The following is a 19,122-nucleotide window of genomic DNA, read 5'->3' as shown; positions in this document are numbered from 1 at the left end:
CTGCCAATACCGCCTTCGTGACGTAATGTCCACCACCCCTAGCACCGCATTGCGGACAAATTATGTTCACGCTAGGGTCGCCCCCGAAACAGGACAATGCGCAGGGACTTTTGATGAAATTTGCAGGCACCAAAGAATATGTGGCCACCGACGATTTGACCGTCGCGGTCAACGCCTCCGTCGCTTTGGAACGGCCCTTGCTGGTCAAGGGGGAACCGGGCACCGGCAAAACTGAATTGGCCCTGCAAGTGGCGCAGTCTCTCGGTCTGCGCATGATCGAGTGGAACATCAAATCCACCACCAAAGCCCAACAAGGGCTCTATGAATACGACGCCGTGTCTCGCTTGCGTGACAGCCAACTGGGCGAAGAACGCGTGCACGACATCGGCAACTACATCAAGCGCGGCAAGCTTTGGGAAGCCTTTGATTCCGACGAACGTGTGGTGCTTTTGATTGACGAAATTGACAAGGCCGACATCGAGTTTCCAAACGATCTGTTGCAGGAACTCGATAAGATGGCGTTTCACGTCTATGAGACCGGTGAAACTGTCTCCGCGAAACACCGTCCAATCATCATCATCACCTCCAACAACGAAAAAGAACTGCCTGACGCCTTTCTGCGACGCTGCTTTTTCCACTATATCCGCTTCCCCGAACTCGACACGCTGAAACAGATCGTCGAAGTACATCATCCGGGCATCAAGTCATCGCTTTTGACGACTGCGCTGACCCAATTCTACGAAATCCGCGATACGCCGGGCCTTAAGAAGAAACCCTCCACATCTGAGGTGATCGACTGGCTGAAACTGCTTCTCGCCGAAGACCTCTCGCCTGAGGATCTCAAACGCGACGGGGCCAGCGCCTTACCCAAACTACACGGCGCCCTGCTTAAAAACGAACAGGACGTGCATCTGTTTGAGCGTCTGGCCTTCATGGCGCGGTCGGGCCGCTAATTCGGCAAAAACACCGGTCATCTGAAAACCGACCCGATGCGCACGAATTGTTGCCCCATTTGCAGGGCAAGATGCTACGATCTGAGCACAAAATTGACCGCGCCCAACAGAGGCGCGTCGGGGAGACCGCATGAGCAAGACTTCACAGACCGTTTCTGTGCGCCCGCTAACCGCAGCGGACGAGGCCGATTGGCGCCGTCTTTGGACGGACTATTTGACCTTTTATGAGACCTCCGCCCCCGAAGAGGTTTACCAGACCACGTTTGCACGCCTCCTGGGTGATGATCCGCAGGATTTCACCTGCTTGATCGCCGAGGTTGATGGCGCACCCGTTGGCCTGACCCACTACCTTTTTCACCGCCACGCGTGGAAAATCGAAAACGTTTGTTATTTGCAAGACCTCTACGCAGATCCAGACATACGTGGCCAAGGCATCGGGCGCGCCCTGATCGAAGCCGTCTATGCGGCCGCTGACGCCGCCGGCACCCCATCGGTCTATTGGCTGACACAGGATTTCAACACCACGGCGCGCCAGCTTTATGACCGCATTGCCGTAAAGACCCCTTTCATAAGGTACCAGCGTTCCTAATGCTCTTCCGGTTTCTTCTTCCCCTGACTTTCGTTGCCGCCGCTTGTGCGCCCGTGCCCAATTCCGGGCAAGGCACCGGCATCGCGACCCGAGCCGCGATCTCGGATACCACCCTGCCCCCGGTCAAAAGTTTTGCCACGCCACGGCCAACGCCTCCCGCGCGCTCCAATCGTGACATTGCCCGAGACTTCCTTGATCTAAGCTTCGCTCTGGAAAGTGGCCGCACGTTGCCACATCTGACCCGATTTGAAGGCCCGATTACAGTGCGCGTCACGGGCAAAGCCCCCGCCAACCTGACCGCCGATCTGCAAGGCCTGCTGTCGCGCCTGCGCAACGAGGCACAGATCAACATTCGCCTGACCAACAGCGACTCCGCCAATATCACCGTCGCCGCTGTGACCCGCCGCGACATCCGCCGCACCCTGCCACAGGCGGCCTGTTTTGTGGTGCCCAACATTTCGTCTCTGTCTCAGTATAAATCGGCCCGCCGAAGTGGCGCTGCCAATTGGTTGACCCTGAAAGAACGCGAAAAAATTGCGATCTTTGTGCCAAATGACACCACACCGCAGGAAACCCGCGATTGTCTGCACGAAGAACTGGCCCAAGCGCTTGGTCCGCTCAACGATCTTTATCGCCTGCCCGACAGTGTGTTTAACGATGACGATGTGCACGCCGTGCTGACCGGTTTTGATATGACCATACTGCGCGCCTACTATGATCCCTCTTTGCAAAGCGGCATGTCCCGTGATCAGGTCGCGGCCCGCTTGCCCGACATCTTGTCTCGGATAAACCCGCGCGGGGACCGGCTTTCACCGCAATACCCTTCCGCCACGCCTCGCAGCTGGATTGATGCGATCCAACAGGCACTTGGCCCCGGTGCCACCAGCCCCGAAAGTCGCCGAGCCGCCGCCCGCCAGGCATTGCAAATCGCACAAGAAGAAGGCTGGAACGACCACCGCCTTAGCTTTTCCTACACCGCGCTCGGCCGCTTGCTGGCCGGTAGCGATATCAACGCGGCCCACACGCAATTCATTTATGCTGATCAAGTGCTTGCCCGCTTTCCGGACTACGGCCCCCATCGCGCTTTTGTCGCCGCACGCCTTGCCGCACATGCCGTCGCTGCAGGCCGTGGCCAAGAGGCCATCAACCTCACTGCACCTTATATTGCCACCGCCGGACGCCATGAAAACGCTGCCCTGCTGTCACAACTGATGCTTCTGCAAGCCGAAGGTCTTGAACTCGAAGGCCGTTTGGAAGAAGCCGGCCAGCTTCGTCTGGACAGTCTGGGTTGGGCGCGCTACGGGTTCGGACCGGACTGGGCAGTGCGCTCTAAACTGCGCGAAATCTCTGCCCTTAGCCCACTCAAAGGGAGTTAGTAAGGCACAATGATAGTCATCCTGGGGGCCCTACTGGGCGCACTGACTGGCGGCGTCACTGCAAAAAGACGTGGCGGCAAAAAAGTGGACATTCTGCGATATGCGGTGATTTACGCGATGATCTTTGGCATGCTTGGCCTGTTCATCACTCTCATCATCCATCGGCTGTCTCTCTGATCTATGTTCCTGCGCTTCTTTGAAAATCTCCGTTCCGCTGGCGTGCCAGTGTCCTTGCGTGAATTCCTCGGCTTTCTTGAGGCGCTCAAGGCGGGACTGGCCACCTATGATATCGACGCCTTCTACTATCTTGGCCGCACGATCATGGTCAAAGATGAGCGCAACATCGACAAATTCGACCGCGCCTTTGCAGCGACCTTTGACGGGCTGAACGAAATCTCTGCCCAAGACGTACTTGAAGCCGTCGACATTCCCGAAGAGTGGATCCGCAAGATGGCGGAAAAACATCTCAGCGCCGAAGAAATGGCCGAAATCGAGGCGCTGGGTGGCTTTGACAAACTGATGGAAACGCTCAAGGAGCGTCTCAAAGAACAGGAAGGCCGGCATCAGGGCGGCAACAAATGGATCGGCACAGCCGGTACCTCACCTTTTGGCGCTTACGGCTACAATCCCGAAGGCGTGCGCATCGGCCAGAAAGAAAGCCGTCACCAACGCGCCACCAAAGTCTGGGACAAACGCGAATTCCGCAATCTGGACGACGGCGTTGAACTGGGCACACGCAACATCAAGGTTGCGCTCAAGCGCCTGCGCCGCTGGGCCCGCGAGGGTGCAGCCGAAGAGCTCGATCTTTCCGGAACAATCAAATCGACGGCAGAGAACGGCTATCTGGATGTGAAAACCCGCCCCGAACGTCACAATGCCGTGAAAGTTTTGCTATTCCTCGACGTGGGCGGCTCAATGGATCCGCATGTTAAGGTTGTAGAGGAACTGTTCTCTGCAGCACGCGCTGAATTCAAGCACCTTGAATACTATTATTTTCACAACTGCCTATACGAAGGCGTTTGGCGCGATAACAAACGCCGCTGGAATGATCAAACCTCAACTCACGAAGTTATGCGCACCTATGGGCCGGATTATAAATGCATCTTTGTTGGGGACGCAGCGATGTCGCCCTATGAGGTTGCCTATGCCGGCGGCGCAAATGAACATTGGAATGCAGAGCCCGGTCAGGTCTGGTTGGAACGCGCACGCGATCAATGGAGTTCCAACCTTTGGATCAACCCGACGCCCGAGGCCCAATGGCAATACACCCATTCGGTTCAGATGATCCGCGAGATCTTCGAGAACCGAATGGTGCCAATGACCCTTGCAGGCTTGGAAAAAGGCATGCGCGAACTGGTGCGCTAAATCCCTTTTGAGCTCTGACCAAAGACCGCGCGACTGCCGGATACATCACTGAAAAGACTGACAACTACACCGGTTGTGCCCGCCACGGTGCCAAGCGCCATAGCGACACACCATAGCAAAATGGTCATCTGTTGTGCCGCCGCAAGGTTCATGTCTGACATCACCACCGCCTTGGTGGCCAGTTCTCCGGCGGAAAACCCAAGCACCATCAACGTCAGAAAAATCATAGTGCCCTGGGTCCAACCCAGCGGCCGGTCGACCCACTTGGGTCTCAGTCCCTTAAAGACCAACGCGCAACCTGCCAGTGTCAGAAAAAGATAAAACACCGTCGCCTGCGGTAATGCGCCAATCGACAGTTTGGACAACAGCCCCGGCATAGTTACCAAAACCATGAGGGCAGCAAATCCCCCCAAAGCTCGTAAACTTCCGCGATAGCTGAGGTAAACCCAAAAATTCATATTAATACCTATCTACCATAAATAGAATTTCATTTTGTTTATTCTATCTTACTAAGGATTGCGACCAGACTTTGACCGCATCTGGAAAAATACCCGCCACCGTCCGCGATATTGGGCCAGTCCTGCCTTCAAAATACGTATTGTTCTTTTTTCAGGACCAACCATATTGACTCCATGATCAAATTTTTGCCCATTCTGCTGGCCCTTGGCTACGGCATCCTCATGGTGCGGTTCTCCGCATGGAGCACCGCTCGCAATCTGGATGCCAACGCCACCGAGATGACCGACCCTGTGCTATCCACCCTGATCAACAAGATGGCGCACGCGCTCGATTTGCCTCGCATAAAGGTGCACATCTACGAGATCGAGCCGATCAATGGCCTCGCTGCGCCAGACGGGCGCATTTTTCTGACCCGAGGCTTTTTTGACCGCTATCAGGCTGGTTTGGTATCCCCCTCCGAGCTCGCCTCGGTGGTGGCGCATGAATTGGGCCACGTCGCCCTTGGCCACACCCGCCGCCGCATGATCGACTTTTCCGGTCAGAACGCGGTGCGAACGGCGCTCGCGATGGTCTTGAACCGCTTTCTTCCCGGCGTCGGCTTGATAATCGCCAACTCGGTCATGAGCCTGCTGATGGCCCGCCTGTCGCGCGTCGATGAATATGAGGCCGACGCCTACGCCGCTGCCCTGTTGGTGAAATCCGGCATTGGCACCAGCGCACAGAAAAGCCTGCTCGAACGCCTGCCGCATCTGACCGGTGCGCACGGCGCAACAACGCCCGCGTGGTTGCTCAGCCATCCAAAAACTGAAGACCGCGTCAAGGCAATCGAAAAGCTCGAACGCGATTGGGGCATTGCCTCAACCTAAGTCGCGGATCTCTGCCCCACGGCTTTCGCCAAACGCGGCAACCGCGCCTTCTTAAGCAATGCCCGCATCTCCCACTGCGCGCCACTCAACCGATCCGCCTCACGGCGCACAGCTTCACATGCAGCGCTCACAGCCTCTGGGTCTTGCAGCCAAATGCCGTAAACCAATCCATCAGGGTCAATTCGCTCAAGTCCCTCTTCCGCCAAGAGATTTTTGGGGAAATCCTTGGCATTCAAGGTGACAATTCCGTCGGCAGAACCCGAAATCGCAGCCGCCAAAACGTGAATGTCATTCTCGTCCGGCAAATACAGCCGATCTTCCAGCGACGGTTTCCACGACACCTCGGCCTTTGGCCACGCGGCTCGCACCAGCGCAATCTCACCGCGCGCCTGCGCTTCGCCCGTCGGCCCGATCTTGCGTGCTGCGCGTGCCCATTCCTCCAAAATGCGCGGGGACCACTGCGGCTCAAATGCGCCCGTCTTGGCAACGCCAAGAAGAACTTCCCGCATCACAGTCGGGAACAGAACACAGGTGTCCAGCAACAGCCTCACAGGCGGAAAAACAGCGACTTGAGGTATCCGCTTTCCGCAAGCTGGGGCATCAATGGGTGGTCAGGCCCGGCAAATCCAGTGTGGATCAGTTGTGCCTGACGCCCTGCCCGCCCGATACCGCGCAGGCTGGCGCCGCGAAACCGCGCCAAATCGGCCGCATGCGAACAGGAGCACAGCCCGAGATAGCCACCTTCAGCCACCAATGGCGCTGCCAGCCGCGCCACCCGTTCATAGGCCCGCAGCCCCTTTTCCAGCGCTGGTTTTGACGGCGCAAACGCGGGGGGATCACAGATCACCACATCAAACTTCGCGCCTTCTTCGTTCAAGGCTGTCAGCACGTCAAAAGCATCGCCTTTGCGGGTGGAAAACCGATCTGTCATGCCCGTCGCCGCCGCGCCTGCTTCGGCCAACTGCAACGCAGCTGCCGATCCATCGACCGCAACAGCCTCAGACGCGCCATTTGCCAAAGCAGCCAAGGAAAAGCCGCCAACATGGCTGAAAACATCCAGAACCTTTGCATCTTTGCAAAGCGAGGCCGCGAATCCGTGGTTAGGACGTTGATCAAAGAAAAGCCCGGTCTTTTGCCCACCGGTCAGGTCGGCCATATAGGTCGCACCGTTCATCACAACAGGCACCGGCGCGTCGGGGGCTGCCCCGACCATAACGCCGCTGTTGTCCTCAAGGCCTTCCAATCCACGCGCGCGCCCTGATCCGTTCTTGATCACATTGGTGATGCCAGTGACCGCCACGAGGGCCGCAACCATCGGCTCAAGCAAGACATCAGCCCAGGCTGCGTTTGGCTGTACAACTGCGGTGTCGCCAAACCGGTCCACCACCACACCGGGCAGCCCATCCGCCTCGGCATGGATCAAGCGGTAAAAAGGCGTCGCATAGAGCCGCTGTCGCATCGCCAGCGCACGGGCAAACTTGGCTTCAAACCACGCCTGATCAATCACCACTTCGGTGTCACGTTCCAGCATCCGGCAAAAAATCCGGCTTTGGCTGTTGGTGGCGACAATGCCCATCGCTTGGCGCTTGTCATCTTCCAGCACAGCAAGCGTACCGGGCGACAGCCCCTTGGTGCGCCGGTCAGTGACCAGTTCATTGTCATAGACCCACGGAAATCCATGACGGATCGCGCGGGCGTTGGCTTTGGGCTTGAGACGCACAATAGGCAAAGAGGACGGCATATTCATGCCGCCCTCCTACTCAATTCTTTGGTCGCTGAAAAGGTGCGATCAGATCGGACGCGCCGATGTCAAAGGAACAATGGATGCTGTCACGCCACCTTTTGGCGCCACAAAGCCCTGCGATTTGGTCATCTCGTCCAGAACCACACGCGCCAGATGCTGGGTGATGCGATACTTCTGGGTCAACCCGCGCGCCTCGGCCTGCAACGCTTTTTCACCGCCGTAGCCCACAAGGCTTGCCTTGATTTCTTTTGGACCGCGCAGCACCACACCAGTCAGTGGATCAGTGATGGTCATAGTAAATTCGATCGAGTGCACACCGCCGACACTGTAACGGGTCTTTTCCGTAAGCGCGTGGAACCGTGTCACTTCGATAAACACGTTCACAGGAATTTCGCCCTCGGCCAGACCACCACCCAATGCGATGCTGTCTTCAAAGATGGCTTTGACTTGCTCGTAGCGGTTGCCATAGGCATCGCCGCGCCACACGATGTCACCACCGGGGTAATAGCGGTTGCTCTCGGACACTTTCAATGAGGTCGGAACAGACACGCTCATACCAGCCAACTGGAAAGACGGCGCCGGAGCCACAGCCTGAGTCGGAGCGTTTTCATACGGTGCATTTCGGGTCGCGGTATCCACCGAGCCGCATGCCGCCGCACTCAATCCCAAAACCATCGCTGCAATCAGTCGAACATGTTTCATGTCCATCTCCTCGGGCCTTTGGCCTCTGCTATTCCCAGTCGAGAATCGCTCCGAAATGGGGCGGGAATACGTCACAGGCCCGACGATTCAGGGGAATTTAGCCAATTTTTAGAGGAAATGAGCGGATCCGCCGCCTCAGTTACGCTGCCGACTGCGCCACCCGCCGCGTCGTTTCGGCGCGTGCATCTGAACCAGACCGTCGCGCAAAACCGGGCTCATCGGATGGTCCGGTGCAGCGTCTGCATGCCGCTTCACCAGCACAGCCAAGGCATCTTTTGTGTCCAACTCGTCACCCAACGACAAGGCCCAGTCCAGAAAGATGGACCGACATTCCTCGGAAGCAATGCCCTCGATCTTATAGCTTTCGGCAATCAGACCCTTGGGATCAAACCTGTCTCTGGCCACTTCAAGTCTCCCCATTGGCCGAACCAGCCACTTGCCCCGGCGCGCGCTCCAGCGCTGCCGCGATGATTTCCGCCGCCCGCGCGGTTCCCGCATCAATGTCGGCCAATAACCCGCCGATGTCTTCATGACCGGTCTCCCGCAACAAGAACGCCCGCCCGCCAGCACCAATCGCATCAGGATCAAGTGTCGATCCGCTCAGCAGCTTTGACGCCAGTTGCACCTGCCAACAAAGCCCGTAAGTCGCACCCAGCTCTGCCGCCTCAGCGGCGCTCAACCAGCCAATTGCGACACCTGCCTGCGTGCCTTCGGCCACAGCCCGCCGCGCATGCCCCGCCAGCAAAGCTCCGGCTTGCGAGATCAACTCGATGTCTTGCAGCCGTCCGGCCCCGATTTTGGCATCCCACTCCCCGTCCGGCTTTTTCGCCGCCGAAATCCGGGCGCGCATTTCCGCAACATCCGCTCGCACCTGCGCCTGATCACGCTCAGTCCCCAGAATGTCGCGGCGAAACGCTTCAACCTCATCCATCAGACCAGCCTCACCAGCAATCGGCCGCGCCCGTGTCAGCGCCAGATGCTCCCACGTCCAAGCCTCGTTGGTCTGATAATCCCTAAAGGACGCCACCGAGGTCGCAACCGGCCCCTGTGTGCCGCTGGGCCGCAACCGCATGTCGACCTCATAAAGCCGCCCCTGCGCCATCGGGGCCGACAACGCCGTAACCAGTGCCTGCGTCAACCGCGCATAGTACGCCCGCGCCGCCAAGGGCCGCCGCCCTTCTGACACATCCACGCCCGCCGCATCATAGATCACGATCAGATCAAGATCAGAGGTGGCATTGAGCCGCCGCGCCCCGAGGCTGCCCATGCCCAAAACCATCGCGCCGCGTCCCGGCTGCTCCCCGTGTTTCTCTGCAAAATGCTCCGCAACGGCAGGCCAGACACCCGCCACAACCGCTTGTGCCAAATCCGCGTACTGCGCCCCGGCCTCCTGCGCATCAATCAGTCCGCGCAAATGATGCACCCCGATGCGGAATTGCCATTCCTTACCCCAGCGCCGCGCCGCGTCAAGCTTGTGCTCGTAATCCCCCTCAAGCGCCAGACGGTCGCCCAATTCGGCGCACAGCCCGTCGACACCCGGCCACTCCGTGAAAAATGACCCGCCAATCACCGCATCAAACACGCCGGAATTGCGCGACAAATGCTGTGCCAAAGCCGGTGCCGTGCCGACAATGTCCACCAACAGATCAATCAAATGCGTGTTGGCCTCAAACAATGAAAACAGCTGCACGCCAGCTGGCAGTCCCTTGAGAAACCCGTCGAGCGCCAACAAGGCCTCATCAGGCCGCGCGGTTTCGGCCAACCGGCGCAAGATCTCGGGTTTTACCCGTTCAAATATCTCGACCGCCCGCGAACTGCGCAACGCCGGATAGGTCGCCCAGCGATCAATCACCGCCTGATCCAGCACATCATTGTGCGCGGCGTCAGATTCGCCTGCATCCGGCGCAAAGAAGCCCTCGGTAACCTCATGCACCTCGGTCAACCTCGCCCGCAAATCAGCTTTGACGTCGGCCACGTCCCGCCCCATCAGCCCCGCAACCCGACCCCAACCGTCCTCTGTTTTTGGCAACAAATGGGTCTGCGCGTCATTCACCATCTGCACCCGATGCTCGACTTCGCGATGGAACCGGTAATGTTTGGCCAATGTCACCGCCGCATCTTCAGGAACCCAGCCCTTTTCCGCCAAATGCCCAAGGGCCGGCACCGTGCGCCGATCGCGCAAATCACGATCGCGCCCACCTGCAATAATTTGCCGCGTCTGTGTGAAAAACTCGATCTCCCGAATGCCCCCGCGCCCCAGCTTCATATTGTGCCCATCGAGAGAAATCGGCCCACCCAGCCCTTTGTGCTCACGGATACGCAAGCGCATGTCATGCGCGTCCTGAATGGCGGCAAAGTCCAGATGCTTGCGCCACACAAACGGCTTGAGCGTGTCCAGAAACCTCTGTCCGGCCTCTAAATCCCCGGCCGAGGGTCGCGCCTTGATATAGGCCGCCCGCTCCCATGTGCGACCAAGGCTCTCGTAATACCGCTCGGCCGCTTCCATCGCGAGGCAAACAGGCGTCACCGCCGGATCAGGACGCAGGCGCAAATCCGTACGAAACACATAGCCGTCCCCCGTCAGGTCGTTCAGCATCGCCGCCATCTTGCGGGTCGCGCGAATGAAACTGGCGCGGGCGTCATGATAATCGTCCGGTTCAAACCGCGTTTCGTCAAACAAACAGATCAGATCGATGTCCGAACTATAGTTCAGCTCATGCGCTCCCATCTTGCCCATCGCGATGCTGACCATGCCACCCGCCGTCGGAATGTCGTCTTCCGTTGCCCCCGGCAGCTTGCCGCGCCGGATCTCGGCGCCAATCGTGGTCTCAAGCGCCAGCTGACTGGCAAGATCGGCAAAATCGGTCAGCGTACCGGTGACCTGCTCCAGCGCCCAAACCCCGCTCAGGTCGGCCAACGCAGTCAACAGCGCCACCCGTCGCTTGCCTTGTCGTAACGCTGCCGGCATTTGATCCGGCGCCACCTGACGCAACGCGGCAAAAAGCGCAGCCACGGCCGCTTCAGGATCATCAAGCGCTTCAGGCAACCAATCTGCTTCTTTGGCGATCAGCCCCTTAAGGTAAGGTGATGAGCCGCCTGTGCCATCAATCAGTTTCTTCAGATCACCAGTGAGCGCAGGCACAAACCCCACCGCCTCCGCACCCAGGTCGGTGTCAAAAGCAATCGGAAGGCGGGTGATGCGGCTGGAAAATGTCATGGCGCGACCTTGCGCAGGACATACGGGGAGGTCAATCTGCGCTTGTGTCGCGCCCCGGCAGGGCCGGTCGCCTCAGACAACCGCGTCACCGGTCAGCGGCGTGTCCTGACTGAAGGAATTGATCCATCCACCCGGCCGCTTTTCCCAAAGAGAACTGACCAGCATCGTTTCCCAGCTGTCGTGGCCAACCCTCAGAAAATCAGCACGGTAGATCAACAATGCCGCCGCCTCGCCTGCATCCCGCAAGTGAACGTCGCTCAATCGGAAGTCTGCGACCGTGGCGCCACCGTCCAACTGGCCGACATGGGCCTCCTTGCCGGCGAAGCCATCCGGATAAACTCCAAGAAAGTCCTCCGACAGCATCGCGGCATCCGCCGATCCATCTCCCGTCACAAGCGCGTTCCACACCTGTGTTTCCAAAGCCAAAAGGGCCTGCAATCGTTCAGAAATCTGGTTCATGGCAATAGATTGCGCGCAGTGACAAAAGAATTCAACGTCGCGTTGGCCTAAACCCCGACATTGTCGACAATCGCTTCAAAGTGGCCCCCAACGGGATGAAGCCCCAGCCAAAACCGCCAAGAATATCCGCTGTTATCGAACCTGTTTCAAACCCAAACCTGAACACCCCCAATCAAAAAACCTTTATTTACATGCCGATAACCCCAAAATGTAAAAAACATTCACATACCCCCTTGCATTGCTGCCGCGTAATGCCAATCTTGGATATGTAAACACGATTTACATTAACCGTCACGCCAAACACCGGAGACTCAAATGACACCTGCTGCAACCGCCCACACTGCTAACACCCAGCACATGAGCTGGCTTGGCAAGTCGGAGGCCTGGCTCGACAGCAAGGGCAAAGGCGCGTGGATCGCCGCTATGGTCCTTGGCTTTGTCTTCTTCTGGCCCGTTGGACTGGCCCTTCTGTTTTATATGATCTGGAGCAAAGATATGTTCAAGAAAAGCCGAGGCAACGGCTGTGGCCGCTCGCGCCGCATGCACATGATGTCCACCTCAGGCAACAGCGCCTTTGACAGCTACCGCGACGAAACTCTGCGTCGTCTTGAGGACGAACAGCGCAGCTTTGAGGACTTCCTCCAGCGTCTGCGCGAAGCCAAAGACAAGGCCGAGTTCGACGACTTTATGGATGAGCGCGCCAAAGCCGCCGCTGAACCAAAAGAGACCGAAGACGCCTAAGCCACCCAAGGCTATACTGACAGGAGCGGCGTTCCCCGCCGCTCCTTTTTTTGAAATCACCGCTCCAGAGAGAGACCCATGTCGCATCGCAGCTTCACCCTGCCCGATCCTGAAATTCAGTCCGAGTTTTACGCCGATGTCCCGTTCAAGCGGTTCATCGCTTGGGTTGTGGACTCCATCTTGGTGGTCTTACTCTGCGTTGTGGTCCTGCCGCTCACCGCGTTCACCGGCATTTTCTTTTTCGGCTTCCTGCTTTTGGTTGTTGGTTTTGCCTACAGAGTGATCACTTTGGCCAACGGCTCGGCAACATGGGGCATGCGTCTTGTTTCCATCGAAATGCGCCGCGCCGATGGCGACCGATTTGATCTCGGCACCGCCTTTCTGCACACGCTCGGGTTCCACGTCAGCTTTGCCTTTTTTGTCGTCCAGATCGTGTCGATTGTTCTGATGCTGACCACCAACCGCGCGCAGGGGTTGACCGACCATCTCCTTGGCACCGTGGCCATCAACCGCGCGGCGCGCTCCTGACCGGATCGGTTCACCAACTCCGCATTAACCAATGAGGTAGAATCCGGGGCTTGGCCTGCTCACGACCTATTGCTATCGTGGGCAGAGATCTTATTTTCCGGAGCGCAATGCGCCATACTTTACCCTTAACGCCCCAATTCTACGTGACGGCCCCGCAGCCCTGCCCATATTTGGACGGACGCATGGAGCGCAAGCTGTTCACAGCCCTTCAGGGCGACAGCGCAGGCGCGCTCAATGACGCGCTCAGCCACCAAGGCTTCAGACGGTCCCAAAACGTGCTTTATCGCCCGTCCTGTGCCGATTGCGCCGCCTGTCTTTCCGCGCGCATTGATGTGTCAAAGTTCTCACCCAACAAAAGCCAGCGCCGCACCATGCGCCGCAATCAGGGCCTGCAACGTCGTGCGACCTCCCCTTGGGCCACCGAAGAGCAATACGACCTCTTCCGCACCTATCTGGATCAGCGGCATTCCGATGGCGGTATGGCCGATATGGATGTGTTCGAATTTGCCGCCATGATCGAGGAAACGCCAATCCGTTCCCGCGTAGTAGAATATACCGATTCCGAGTCCCGCGACCTGATCGGCGTATCACTGACCGATGTGCTGTCTGACGGCCTCAGCATGGTCTACTCGTTTTACGCACCCGACCGACAACAACAGTCGCTTGGCACCTACCTGATACTGGACCACATCGAGATCGCGCGCGAGGCGGGTCTGCCCTACGTCTACCTCGGCTACTGGGTGCCAGGCAGCGACAAGATGCACTACAAATCGCGCTTTGCCGGTCTAGAGGTCTATTCTCAGGGGCACTGGCAACCGATTGGCGACCCGCAAAGGTTCGCCGACATCCAACATCCGCTCAGCGCCGACCCAATCGCGGAACAAGTGGCCAATATTCAGCTGCCCGACATCCTCGGACACCGCAAATAAGGCTGCCTCAAGCCGAAGGGACCACGCTGCATGATTGCCTACGTCACCGTTGGTACAGACGATATCGCGCTTGCAAAGCGGTTTTATACCGCTTTCCTGCCAGCGCTTGAGTACACGCTGGAAGAAGGCCCCGAAGGGCTGAGCTTCGCCCTCCCCGTACCCGCGGGTCAGACACCTTTTCTGCCCGACTTCTACGTCAAACCCACCTTTGACGGACGCCCCGCCTCGGCAGGAAACGGATCCATGGTGGCGTTTGAGGCCCGCAATCAAGAACAAGTCCGCGCCCTGCACGCCGCCGCTCTTGCCGCCGGCGGCTCCGACGAAGGCCAGCCTGGTTTTCGCGACACTTACGGCCCGCAGTTTTACGTGGGATACCTTCGCGACCCTCAGGGCAACAAGATCGCCTTGTTCTCAAGTGATCCGGCCGACCCCGGTCGCGACGAATAACCCCAAGACCAAGCGATTACGCCGCCTGTCCTGAAATTCACACAGCCATGTCAAAACGAAAACGGGGGCCCGAAGGCCCCCGCTTAATACTCTGTCGTCAGGATCAGTTCCCGATCAAAGCCGGCAAGATCGTCACAATGGATGGGAAATACCACAGGATCCCCAGCCCAACGACCTGGATCAGCACAAAGGGAATGATGCCCTTATAGATGTGCCCGGTCGTGACCTCTTTTGGCGCCACCCCTCGCAAGTAGAAGAGCGCAAAGCCAAACGGCGGCGTCAGGAACGACGTCTGCAGGTTCACAGCGATCATGATGGTGACCCATTTCGGGTCAAACGTTCCGCCATAAATCACCGGTCCAACGATTGGGATCACGATGTAGATGATCTCCAAAAAGTCGAGCACAAAGCCCAGCACAAACAGCACCAGCATCACGATCAGGAAGACCTTCATCTCATCGTCAAACGAGCGCAGGAACTGCTGGATGTAATGCTCACCACCGAAGCTGATGACCACAAGGTTCAGAAGCTGCGACCCGATCAGGATGGTGAACACCATCGAGGTCACCTTCGCGGTTTCCCGCACGATTGGCGTCAGAACCTTGCCACGCATCAGAACCCAGCACCCATAAAGGAAGCCGAACATCGCAAACAGATACGCTGACTTGGCCACACCAAAGGCAATGTAATCCTCAAGTGCCACACCTTCTTGGTTGATGCGCAAATCAAAGTTCACACCCACGAGGATCATGATGATGATCGCAAAAGTGGACCAGATGATGATGCCGCCGGATTTGCCCTGATCGTGCAGCTTACGATACGCCGCCAACAAGATCGCGCCGCCGGCCCCAAGCGCCGCTGCCGGCGTCGGGTTGGTGATGCCACCAAGGATCGAGCCGAGAACCGCAATGATCAGAACCAGCGGTGGGAACACCACACGCAACAGTTCGTTCTCACCCAACCGCTTGGCCGCCTCGCGGCACCCAAACAGCGTCATTGCGATCGGCACAATCAGATAGATCAGCGTAAAGCCGGGCGTGGTCGTTGGCGTGATCAGCAGAATATCCACCAAAATGGCCAACAGAACGCCCGCGCCACCAATCAACAGCGGTTTAGGATCCTTGCTCGGCGCCACACCACGTGCCGTGGTCAGAATAAGCGCCAGCATCAGAAAGCCAATCGCGATACCGGACCCGATTGGTGCTGCCGCCGCGACCTTCTCGTCAAAGCGCGTCTGGCGCTCTTCCGGGGAAAGTTCACGTGCTTGCTCAACGCCGCCTGCCGCATCAATCTCTGCCTGCTCCGCCAAAGCGGTGTCCCAGGCTTCCTGACCGTGCAACTTCAACATCGCGCCGGCGCATTCTTCACCCACGTTGGTACGCAGGCTTGCGGTCTTACCCGCATCCGAGAAGCTGTCCACAACGATGTGCTGGTTGCCGATCATATTGACCTGACCCAACAGGATCACACCACCAATCAACGCCACAGGCACAAACAGGAACCAGGTCAGACCTTCGCGTTTGGTGACCGCTTCGCCGCTGCTTTCGCCAAATTCCACCGCGGGGGCTTCCTTCGGATTGATCAGCGCATAGCCAAAGGCATACAGCCCATAGAGCACCGCCAGCATGATCCCCGGCAGCAACGCTGCCTGAAACAACGTACCAACAGACACAACCGCAGGCTCACCCAAATAGGTCAACGCATCAGAACAGCCTTCGACCTGCGCACGGTTTTCCTGTGCCGCAGAATAAAGGTCGCCCGCCAACGTGCCCAAAAGAACGATCACAATCGAAGGCGGAATGATCTGCCCCAACGTGCCGGAGGCCGCGATCACGCCGGTTGCCAGCTTCGGGTTGTACCCGTGCTTCAGCATCGTCGGCAGCGACAACAGACCCATCGTCACAACAGTCGCACCCACAATACCTGTGGAGGCCGCAAGGAACGCCCCTACAACCACAACCGACACAGCCAAACCACCGGGCAACGGGCCAAAGACCCGCGCCATAGTGGTCAAAAGGTCGTTTGCGATTTTCGAACGTTCCAGCGTGATGCCCATCAGAACAAACATCACAACCGCCAAAAGCGTTTCAATCGACTGGCCCGCAAGAACACGTTCGTTCATCCGGTTCACGATAAAGCTCAGGTTGCGGTCCATCGCGGTTTCCCAACCGGATTCGAACACCGGCTTGGCGATCGTCGGCAAGTCCGGATAACGGAAAATCGATATCGTATCCGCTTTGACCCCGGTCGAGATCAGGTCCCGATACAGGACCGACCCCGTGTCAATTGCCTCATGGATCAGGATGCCGGCGCTGTCGAGCGCGGCGATGATGCCAAACGAGATAACCCCTGCGCCACCGATGGCAAACGCCACCGGAAAGCCAGACAGGATGCCCCCGAAGAGGCAGAGAAAGACGATAATCAGGCCGATTTCGACCCCATCAAGTCCAAATAGCATAGTTTCTGCCCCTTAAATCAGTGCGTGCCTTCATAGGCTTCTTCGCCTTCGCCCAGCGAGTCGCGGTCAAGATACTTGCCCTCGCTCGCAGGACCTTCCTTGCGCTCAAGATAGGAGCGGTAAAAGAAGGCGATTGCTTGCAGGAACACCATGCCTGCGAAAGCCACCAGAAGGATTTTGAAAAGGAAATAGCCGTTGAACCCGTTTGGCGAGAAGCCAATGGTTTCCACGTTCCATTTCAGGATACGCGCTTTTTTCTCCAACAGGCTCAACTTGTCGGAAGCCGACACTTTCGGTGTTACCAGATGGCGCCACAGGAAGAACCAACCATACATCCACGTCAGAACTGCCGCAGGCATCATGAACACAAGCGAGCCGAACATGTCGATGGTGCGCTTGGCACGAAAGCTGATCGCCGAATAAACGAGGTCCACGCGCACGTGTCCGCCTTGCACAAAGGTGTAGGTCGCACACAAGCTCACGATCATAGCGTTATAAAGCTTCAGCTCTTCCGCCCACCAACTCACATCTTTGGTCAGCCAGTCGACGCCAAAGATCAGAGAGATTTCCGCCACGGAGAAAATCCGCTGCATGAAGATAATCATGATCTGCTGCAACACCATGAGCAAACCTGCCCAGGCAAAGAAGCGGCCAACCGTGTTGGCGAACCCTTCCAGTACACGCACACAACCCCACATGAAGTTGTTGCGCCACAGACCTATGCCCGTGATCACAAGGAAGGTCGTAAAGACCACAAAGAAAAATTCTACCGAGCCACCGTAGTAGACAAAGCGCATGAGTGCTTGCTTGTCTTCGGTGGTCTCAAGACCGCCAATCCAGCTCAGCCATTGGCCCGGGTGCGTGATCGCATACCCTGTGTTGATAAAAGCCTGGCCGATGTTGGAAATGAACCAGACGAGTGCGTCCAGCATTGCCCCCACATCCCCTATTTAGGTGTTTCCCGGAACCGCGTCGTTTGCCGCGCAGGCTCCCTTTTGGAAAATGGCCCCCCGGAGCATACCGGAGGGCCAAAGTGTCTTTCTCGCAGAAGGCCTTAGCCCATCACGCGGTCACGCTGGGCGCGGTATGCACCTTCGGACTTCACGATCCAGCCGGAAGACGCTGCCATGGATTCTTCCACGGATGCGCGTACGCGGGCAAAGATTTCATCGTCCATGTAACCGTCCAGAGTGTCTTTGGCGGCAACACCCATCGCATCCCAAACAGAGTCAGGGAATTCCAGAACCTTAACGCCACCGGCCTGCAGACGCTGAAGCGCCGCACCGTTGTTGTTCAGGAACTGTGCGAGGTTCCACTGGTGCGCGGAGGCAGCAGCAGTCTCGATGATTTTCTGGTGCGCAGGGGACAGGCTGTCATAGACTTCGCGGTTGGTTGCGAGTGTCAAAGCAGCACCTGGCTCGTGGAAACCAGCGGTGTAGTAGAACTTGGTGATTTCCTGGAAACCAGCCTTTTCATCCGCCCAAGGACCGATCCACTCGGTGCCGTCGATCGCGCCGGATGCCAACGCCTGATACACTTCCGAACCTGGAAGGTTCTGTACCGATGCGCCCATTTTACCAAGAGCTTGACCGCCCATGCCAGGCATACGGAATTTCAGACCCTGGAAGTCTTCCGGGCCAGAGATTTCCTTGCGGAACCAACCGCCAGCCTGTGCGCCGGTGTTACCAGCCAGGAAGGATTTCAGACCAAAGATTTCGCCCAGCTCGTCGTGCAGAGCCATGCCGTCACCGTGGTGGTACCAGTTCATCATTTCCTGAGCGGTCATGCCGAAAGGCGCCGCAGTGAAATACTGGTACGCAGGGTGCTGACCGGTGAAGTAGTAGTCAGCCGCGTGATACATATCGGCCTGACCAGCGGTCACGGCGTCAAATACTTCAAATGCGCCAACCAGTTCGCCAGCCGCTTTGATTTCTACGGTCAGGTCTCCGCCCGACATCGCAGTGATGGAGTCTGCAGCATACTGAGCCGCGTCAAAAACGCCTGCCAGACCACGACCCCAAGAAGTCACCATAGTTAGGGTACGCTTGCCTTGAGCGTAAGCCGGAGCTGCCAGAGTGGTGGCTGCTGCGGCGGACCCGCCAAGTGCAGTAGTTTTCAAAAAAGAACGACGATCCATAAAAGTATTCCTCCCAGAATTGTTCAGCCCGGTTCTCTCCCTCCAGAGAGTCCGAGCGGATCGTTTCAGTGCCCGAAGCCTAGCCCCCGACCCCACGTCATGGAATACCCACTACCGCGTAGAAAGTCCGAACCAAGGTAGAAAAACTGACC

General features: G+C 57.7%; 19 protein-coding genes and 1 pseudogene. 10 read left to right on the top strand and 10 right to left on the bottom strand.

What is annotated here, in order from left to right:
- The first annotated feature begins 113 nt into the window (after positions 1 to 113).
- The 5 genes and pseudogenes from PG871_RS20075 to PG871_RS20055 all read left to right on the top strand — a co-directional run bounded on the left by PG871_RS20075 (position 114) and on the right by PG871_RS20055 (position 4,283).
- Positions 114 to 953 carry an AAA family ATPase gene (locus PG871_RS20075; RefSeq protein ID WP_270733022.1) on the top strand — a complete coding sequence of 280 codons (840 nt, stop codon included), beginning with the start codon at positions 114 to 116 and terminating at the stop codon, positions 951 to 953.
- 124 nt (positions 954 to 1,077) lie between these two features.
- Positions 1,078 to 1,542 (top strand): annotated as a pseudogene (locus PG871_RS20070) (GNAT family N-acetyltransferase); the annotation flags it as partial.
- Positions 1,542 to 2,918 (top strand): DUF2927 domain-containing protein, encoded by a 1,377-nt coding sequence (locus PG871_RS20065; protein WP_443020519.1) that lies wholly within the window; start codon positions 1,542 to 1,544, stop codon positions 2,916 to 2,918. The pseudogene PG871_RS20070 and the gene PG871_RS20065, both read left to right, overlap by 1 nt.
- A gap of 9 nt (positions 2,919 to 2,927) precedes the next feature.
- Positions 2,928 to 3,095 (top strand): hypothetical protein, encoded by a 168-nt coding sequence (locus PG871_RS20060; RefSeq protein WP_270733019.1) that lies wholly within the window; start codon positions 2,928 to 2,930, stop codon positions 3,093 to 3,095.
- 3 nt (positions 3,096 to 3,098) lie between these two features.
- Complete coding sequence (locus tag PG871_RS20055; RefSeq protein ID WP_270733016.1) at positions 3,099 to 4,283, top strand: vWA domain-containing protein; 1,185 nt, start codon at positions 3,099 to 3,101, stop codon at positions 4,281 to 4,283.
- Here PG871_RS20055 and PG871_RS20050 read toward each other — a convergent pair.
- Positions 4,280 to 4,741, bottom strand: a complete 462-nt coding sequence (locus PG871_RS20050; RefSeq protein ID WP_270733013.1) for a hypothetical protein — start codon at positions 4,739 to 4,741, stop codon at positions 4,280 to 4,282. The genes PG871_RS20055 and PG871_RS20050 overlap by 4 nt on opposite strands.
- 174 nt (positions 4,742 to 4,915) lie before the next feature.
- On the opposite strand from PG871_RS20050, the gene PG871_RS20045 reads away from it, so the two are divergent.
- Entirely contained in the window at positions 4,916 to 5,608 is a 693-nt protein-coding gene (locus PG871_RS20045; protein WP_270733011.1) for a M48 family metallopeptidase, read from the top strand.
- On the opposite strand, the gene PG871_RS20040 is transcribed toward PG871_RS20045, so the two are convergent.
- From PG871_RS20040 to PG871_RS20015, 6 genes are all read right to left on the bottom strand, one after another.
- Entirely contained in the window at positions 5,605 to 6,159 is a 555-nt protein-coding gene (locus PG871_RS20040) for an RSP_2648 family PIN domain-containing protein (RefSeq protein WP_270733009.1), read from the bottom strand. The genes PG871_RS20045 and PG871_RS20040 overlap by 4 nt on opposite strands.
- Complete coding sequence (locus PG871_RS20035) at positions 6,156 to 7,355, bottom strand: RSP_2647 family RNA methyltransferase (RefSeq protein ID WP_270733007.1); 1,200 nt, start codon at positions 7,353 to 7,355, stop codon at positions 6,156 to 6,158. Before PG871_RS20035 ends, PG871_RS20040 begins: the two co-directional genes overlap by 4 nt.
- Positions 7,356 to 7,397: 42 nt before the next feature.
- Complete coding sequence (locus PG871_RS20030; protein ID WP_270733005.1) at positions 7,398 to 8,054, bottom strand: DUF6778 family protein; 657 nt, start codon at positions 8,052 to 8,054, stop codon at positions 7,398 to 7,400.
- 135 nt (positions 8,055 to 8,189) lie between these two features.
- Positions 8,190 to 8,474: a hypothetical protein gene (locus tag PG871_RS20025; RefSeq protein ID WP_270733003.1), complete on the bottom strand. Its 285-nt coding sequence runs from the start codon at positions 8,472 to 8,474 to the stop codon at positions 8,190 to 8,192.
- Positions 8,461 to 11,271 carry a bifunctional [glutamine synthetase] adenylyltransferase/[glutamine synthetase]-adenylyl-L-tyrosine phosphorylase gene (locus tag PG871_RS20020; RefSeq protein ID WP_270733002.1) on the bottom strand — a complete coding sequence of 937 codons (2,811 nt, stop codon included), beginning with the start codon at positions 11,269 to 11,271 and terminating at the stop codon, positions 8,461 to 8,463. Before PG871_RS20020 ends, PG871_RS20025 begins: the two co-directional genes overlap by 14 nt.
- 72 nt (positions 11,272 to 11,343) lie before the next feature.
- Positions 11,344 to 11,730 carry a nuclear transport factor 2 family protein gene (locus tag PG871_RS20015; RefSeq protein WP_270733000.1) on the bottom strand — a complete coding sequence of 129 codons (387 nt, stop codon included), beginning with the start codon at positions 11,728 to 11,730 and terminating at the stop codon, positions 11,344 to 11,346.
- Positions 11,731 to 12,045: 315 nt separating this feature from the next.
- On the opposite strand from PG871_RS20015, the gene PG871_RS20010 reads away from it, so the two are divergent.
- The 4 genes from PG871_RS20010 to PG871_RS19995 all read left to right on the top strand — a co-directional run bounded on the left by PG871_RS20010 (position 12,046) and on the right by PG871_RS19995 (position 14,375).
- A complete protein-coding gene (locus tag PG871_RS20010; RefSeq protein WP_270732997.1) occupies positions 12,046 to 12,471 on the top strand; it encodes a DUF2852 domain-containing protein in 426 nt (141 codons plus the stop codon).
- Positions 12,472 to 12,549: 78 nt separating this feature from the next.
- Positions 12,550 to 12,999: an RDD family protein gene (locus PG871_RS20005; protein WP_270732995.1), complete on the top strand. Its 450-nt coding sequence runs from the start codon at positions 12,550 to 12,552 to the stop codon at positions 12,997 to 12,999.
- 107 nt (positions 13,000 to 13,106) lie between these two features.
- Complete coding sequence (locus tag PG871_RS20000; protein WP_270732992.1) at positions 13,107 to 13,928, top strand: arginyltransferase; 822 nt, start codon at positions 13,107 to 13,109, stop codon at positions 13,926 to 13,928.
- Positions 13,929 to 13,958: 30 nt separating this feature from the next.
- Positions 13,959 to 14,375, top strand: coding sequence for a VOC family protein (locus PG871_RS19995; RefSeq protein WP_270732990.1), 417 nt, complete (start codon positions 13,959 to 13,961; stop codon positions 14,373 to 14,375).
- A gap of 103 nt (positions 14,376 to 14,478) precedes the next feature.
- Here PG871_RS19995 and PG871_RS19990 read toward each other — a convergent pair whose 3' ends face one another.
- The 3 genes from PG871_RS19990 to PG871_RS19980 form a co-directional block, all read right to left on the bottom strand.
- Complete coding sequence (locus tag PG871_RS19990; protein WP_270732987.1) at positions 14,479 to 16,833, bottom strand: TRAP transporter large permease; 2,355 nt, start codon at positions 16,831 to 16,833, stop codon at positions 14,479 to 14,481.
- A 17-nt stretch (positions 16,834 to 16,850) separates the two neighbouring features.
- The gene (locus PG871_RS19985) at positions 16,851 to 17,765 is read right to left on the bottom strand and encodes a TRAP transporter small permease subunit (RefSeq protein WP_270732986.1); all 915 of its coding nucleotides are present in this window, start codon (positions 17,763 to 17,765) and stop codon (positions 16,851 to 16,853) included.
- Positions 17,766 to 17,887: 122 nt separating this feature from the next.
- Positions 17,888 to 18,970 (bottom strand): TRAP transporter substrate-binding protein, encoded by a 1,083-nt coding sequence (locus PG871_RS19980; protein WP_270732984.1) that lies wholly within the window; start codon positions 18,968 to 18,970, stop codon positions 17,888 to 17,890.
- Positions 18,971 to 19,122 lie beyond the last annotated feature (152 nt).

Source organism: Shimia sp. Alg240-R146, assembly GCF_947331465.1.
Taxonomy (GTDB): domain Bacteria; phylum Pseudomonadota; class Alphaproteobacteria; order Rhodobacterales; family Rhodobacteraceae; genus Shimia.
The sequence above is the reverse complement of the archived record's forward strand: the minus strand, read 5'-3'. Positions and strand labels throughout refer to the sequence as shown.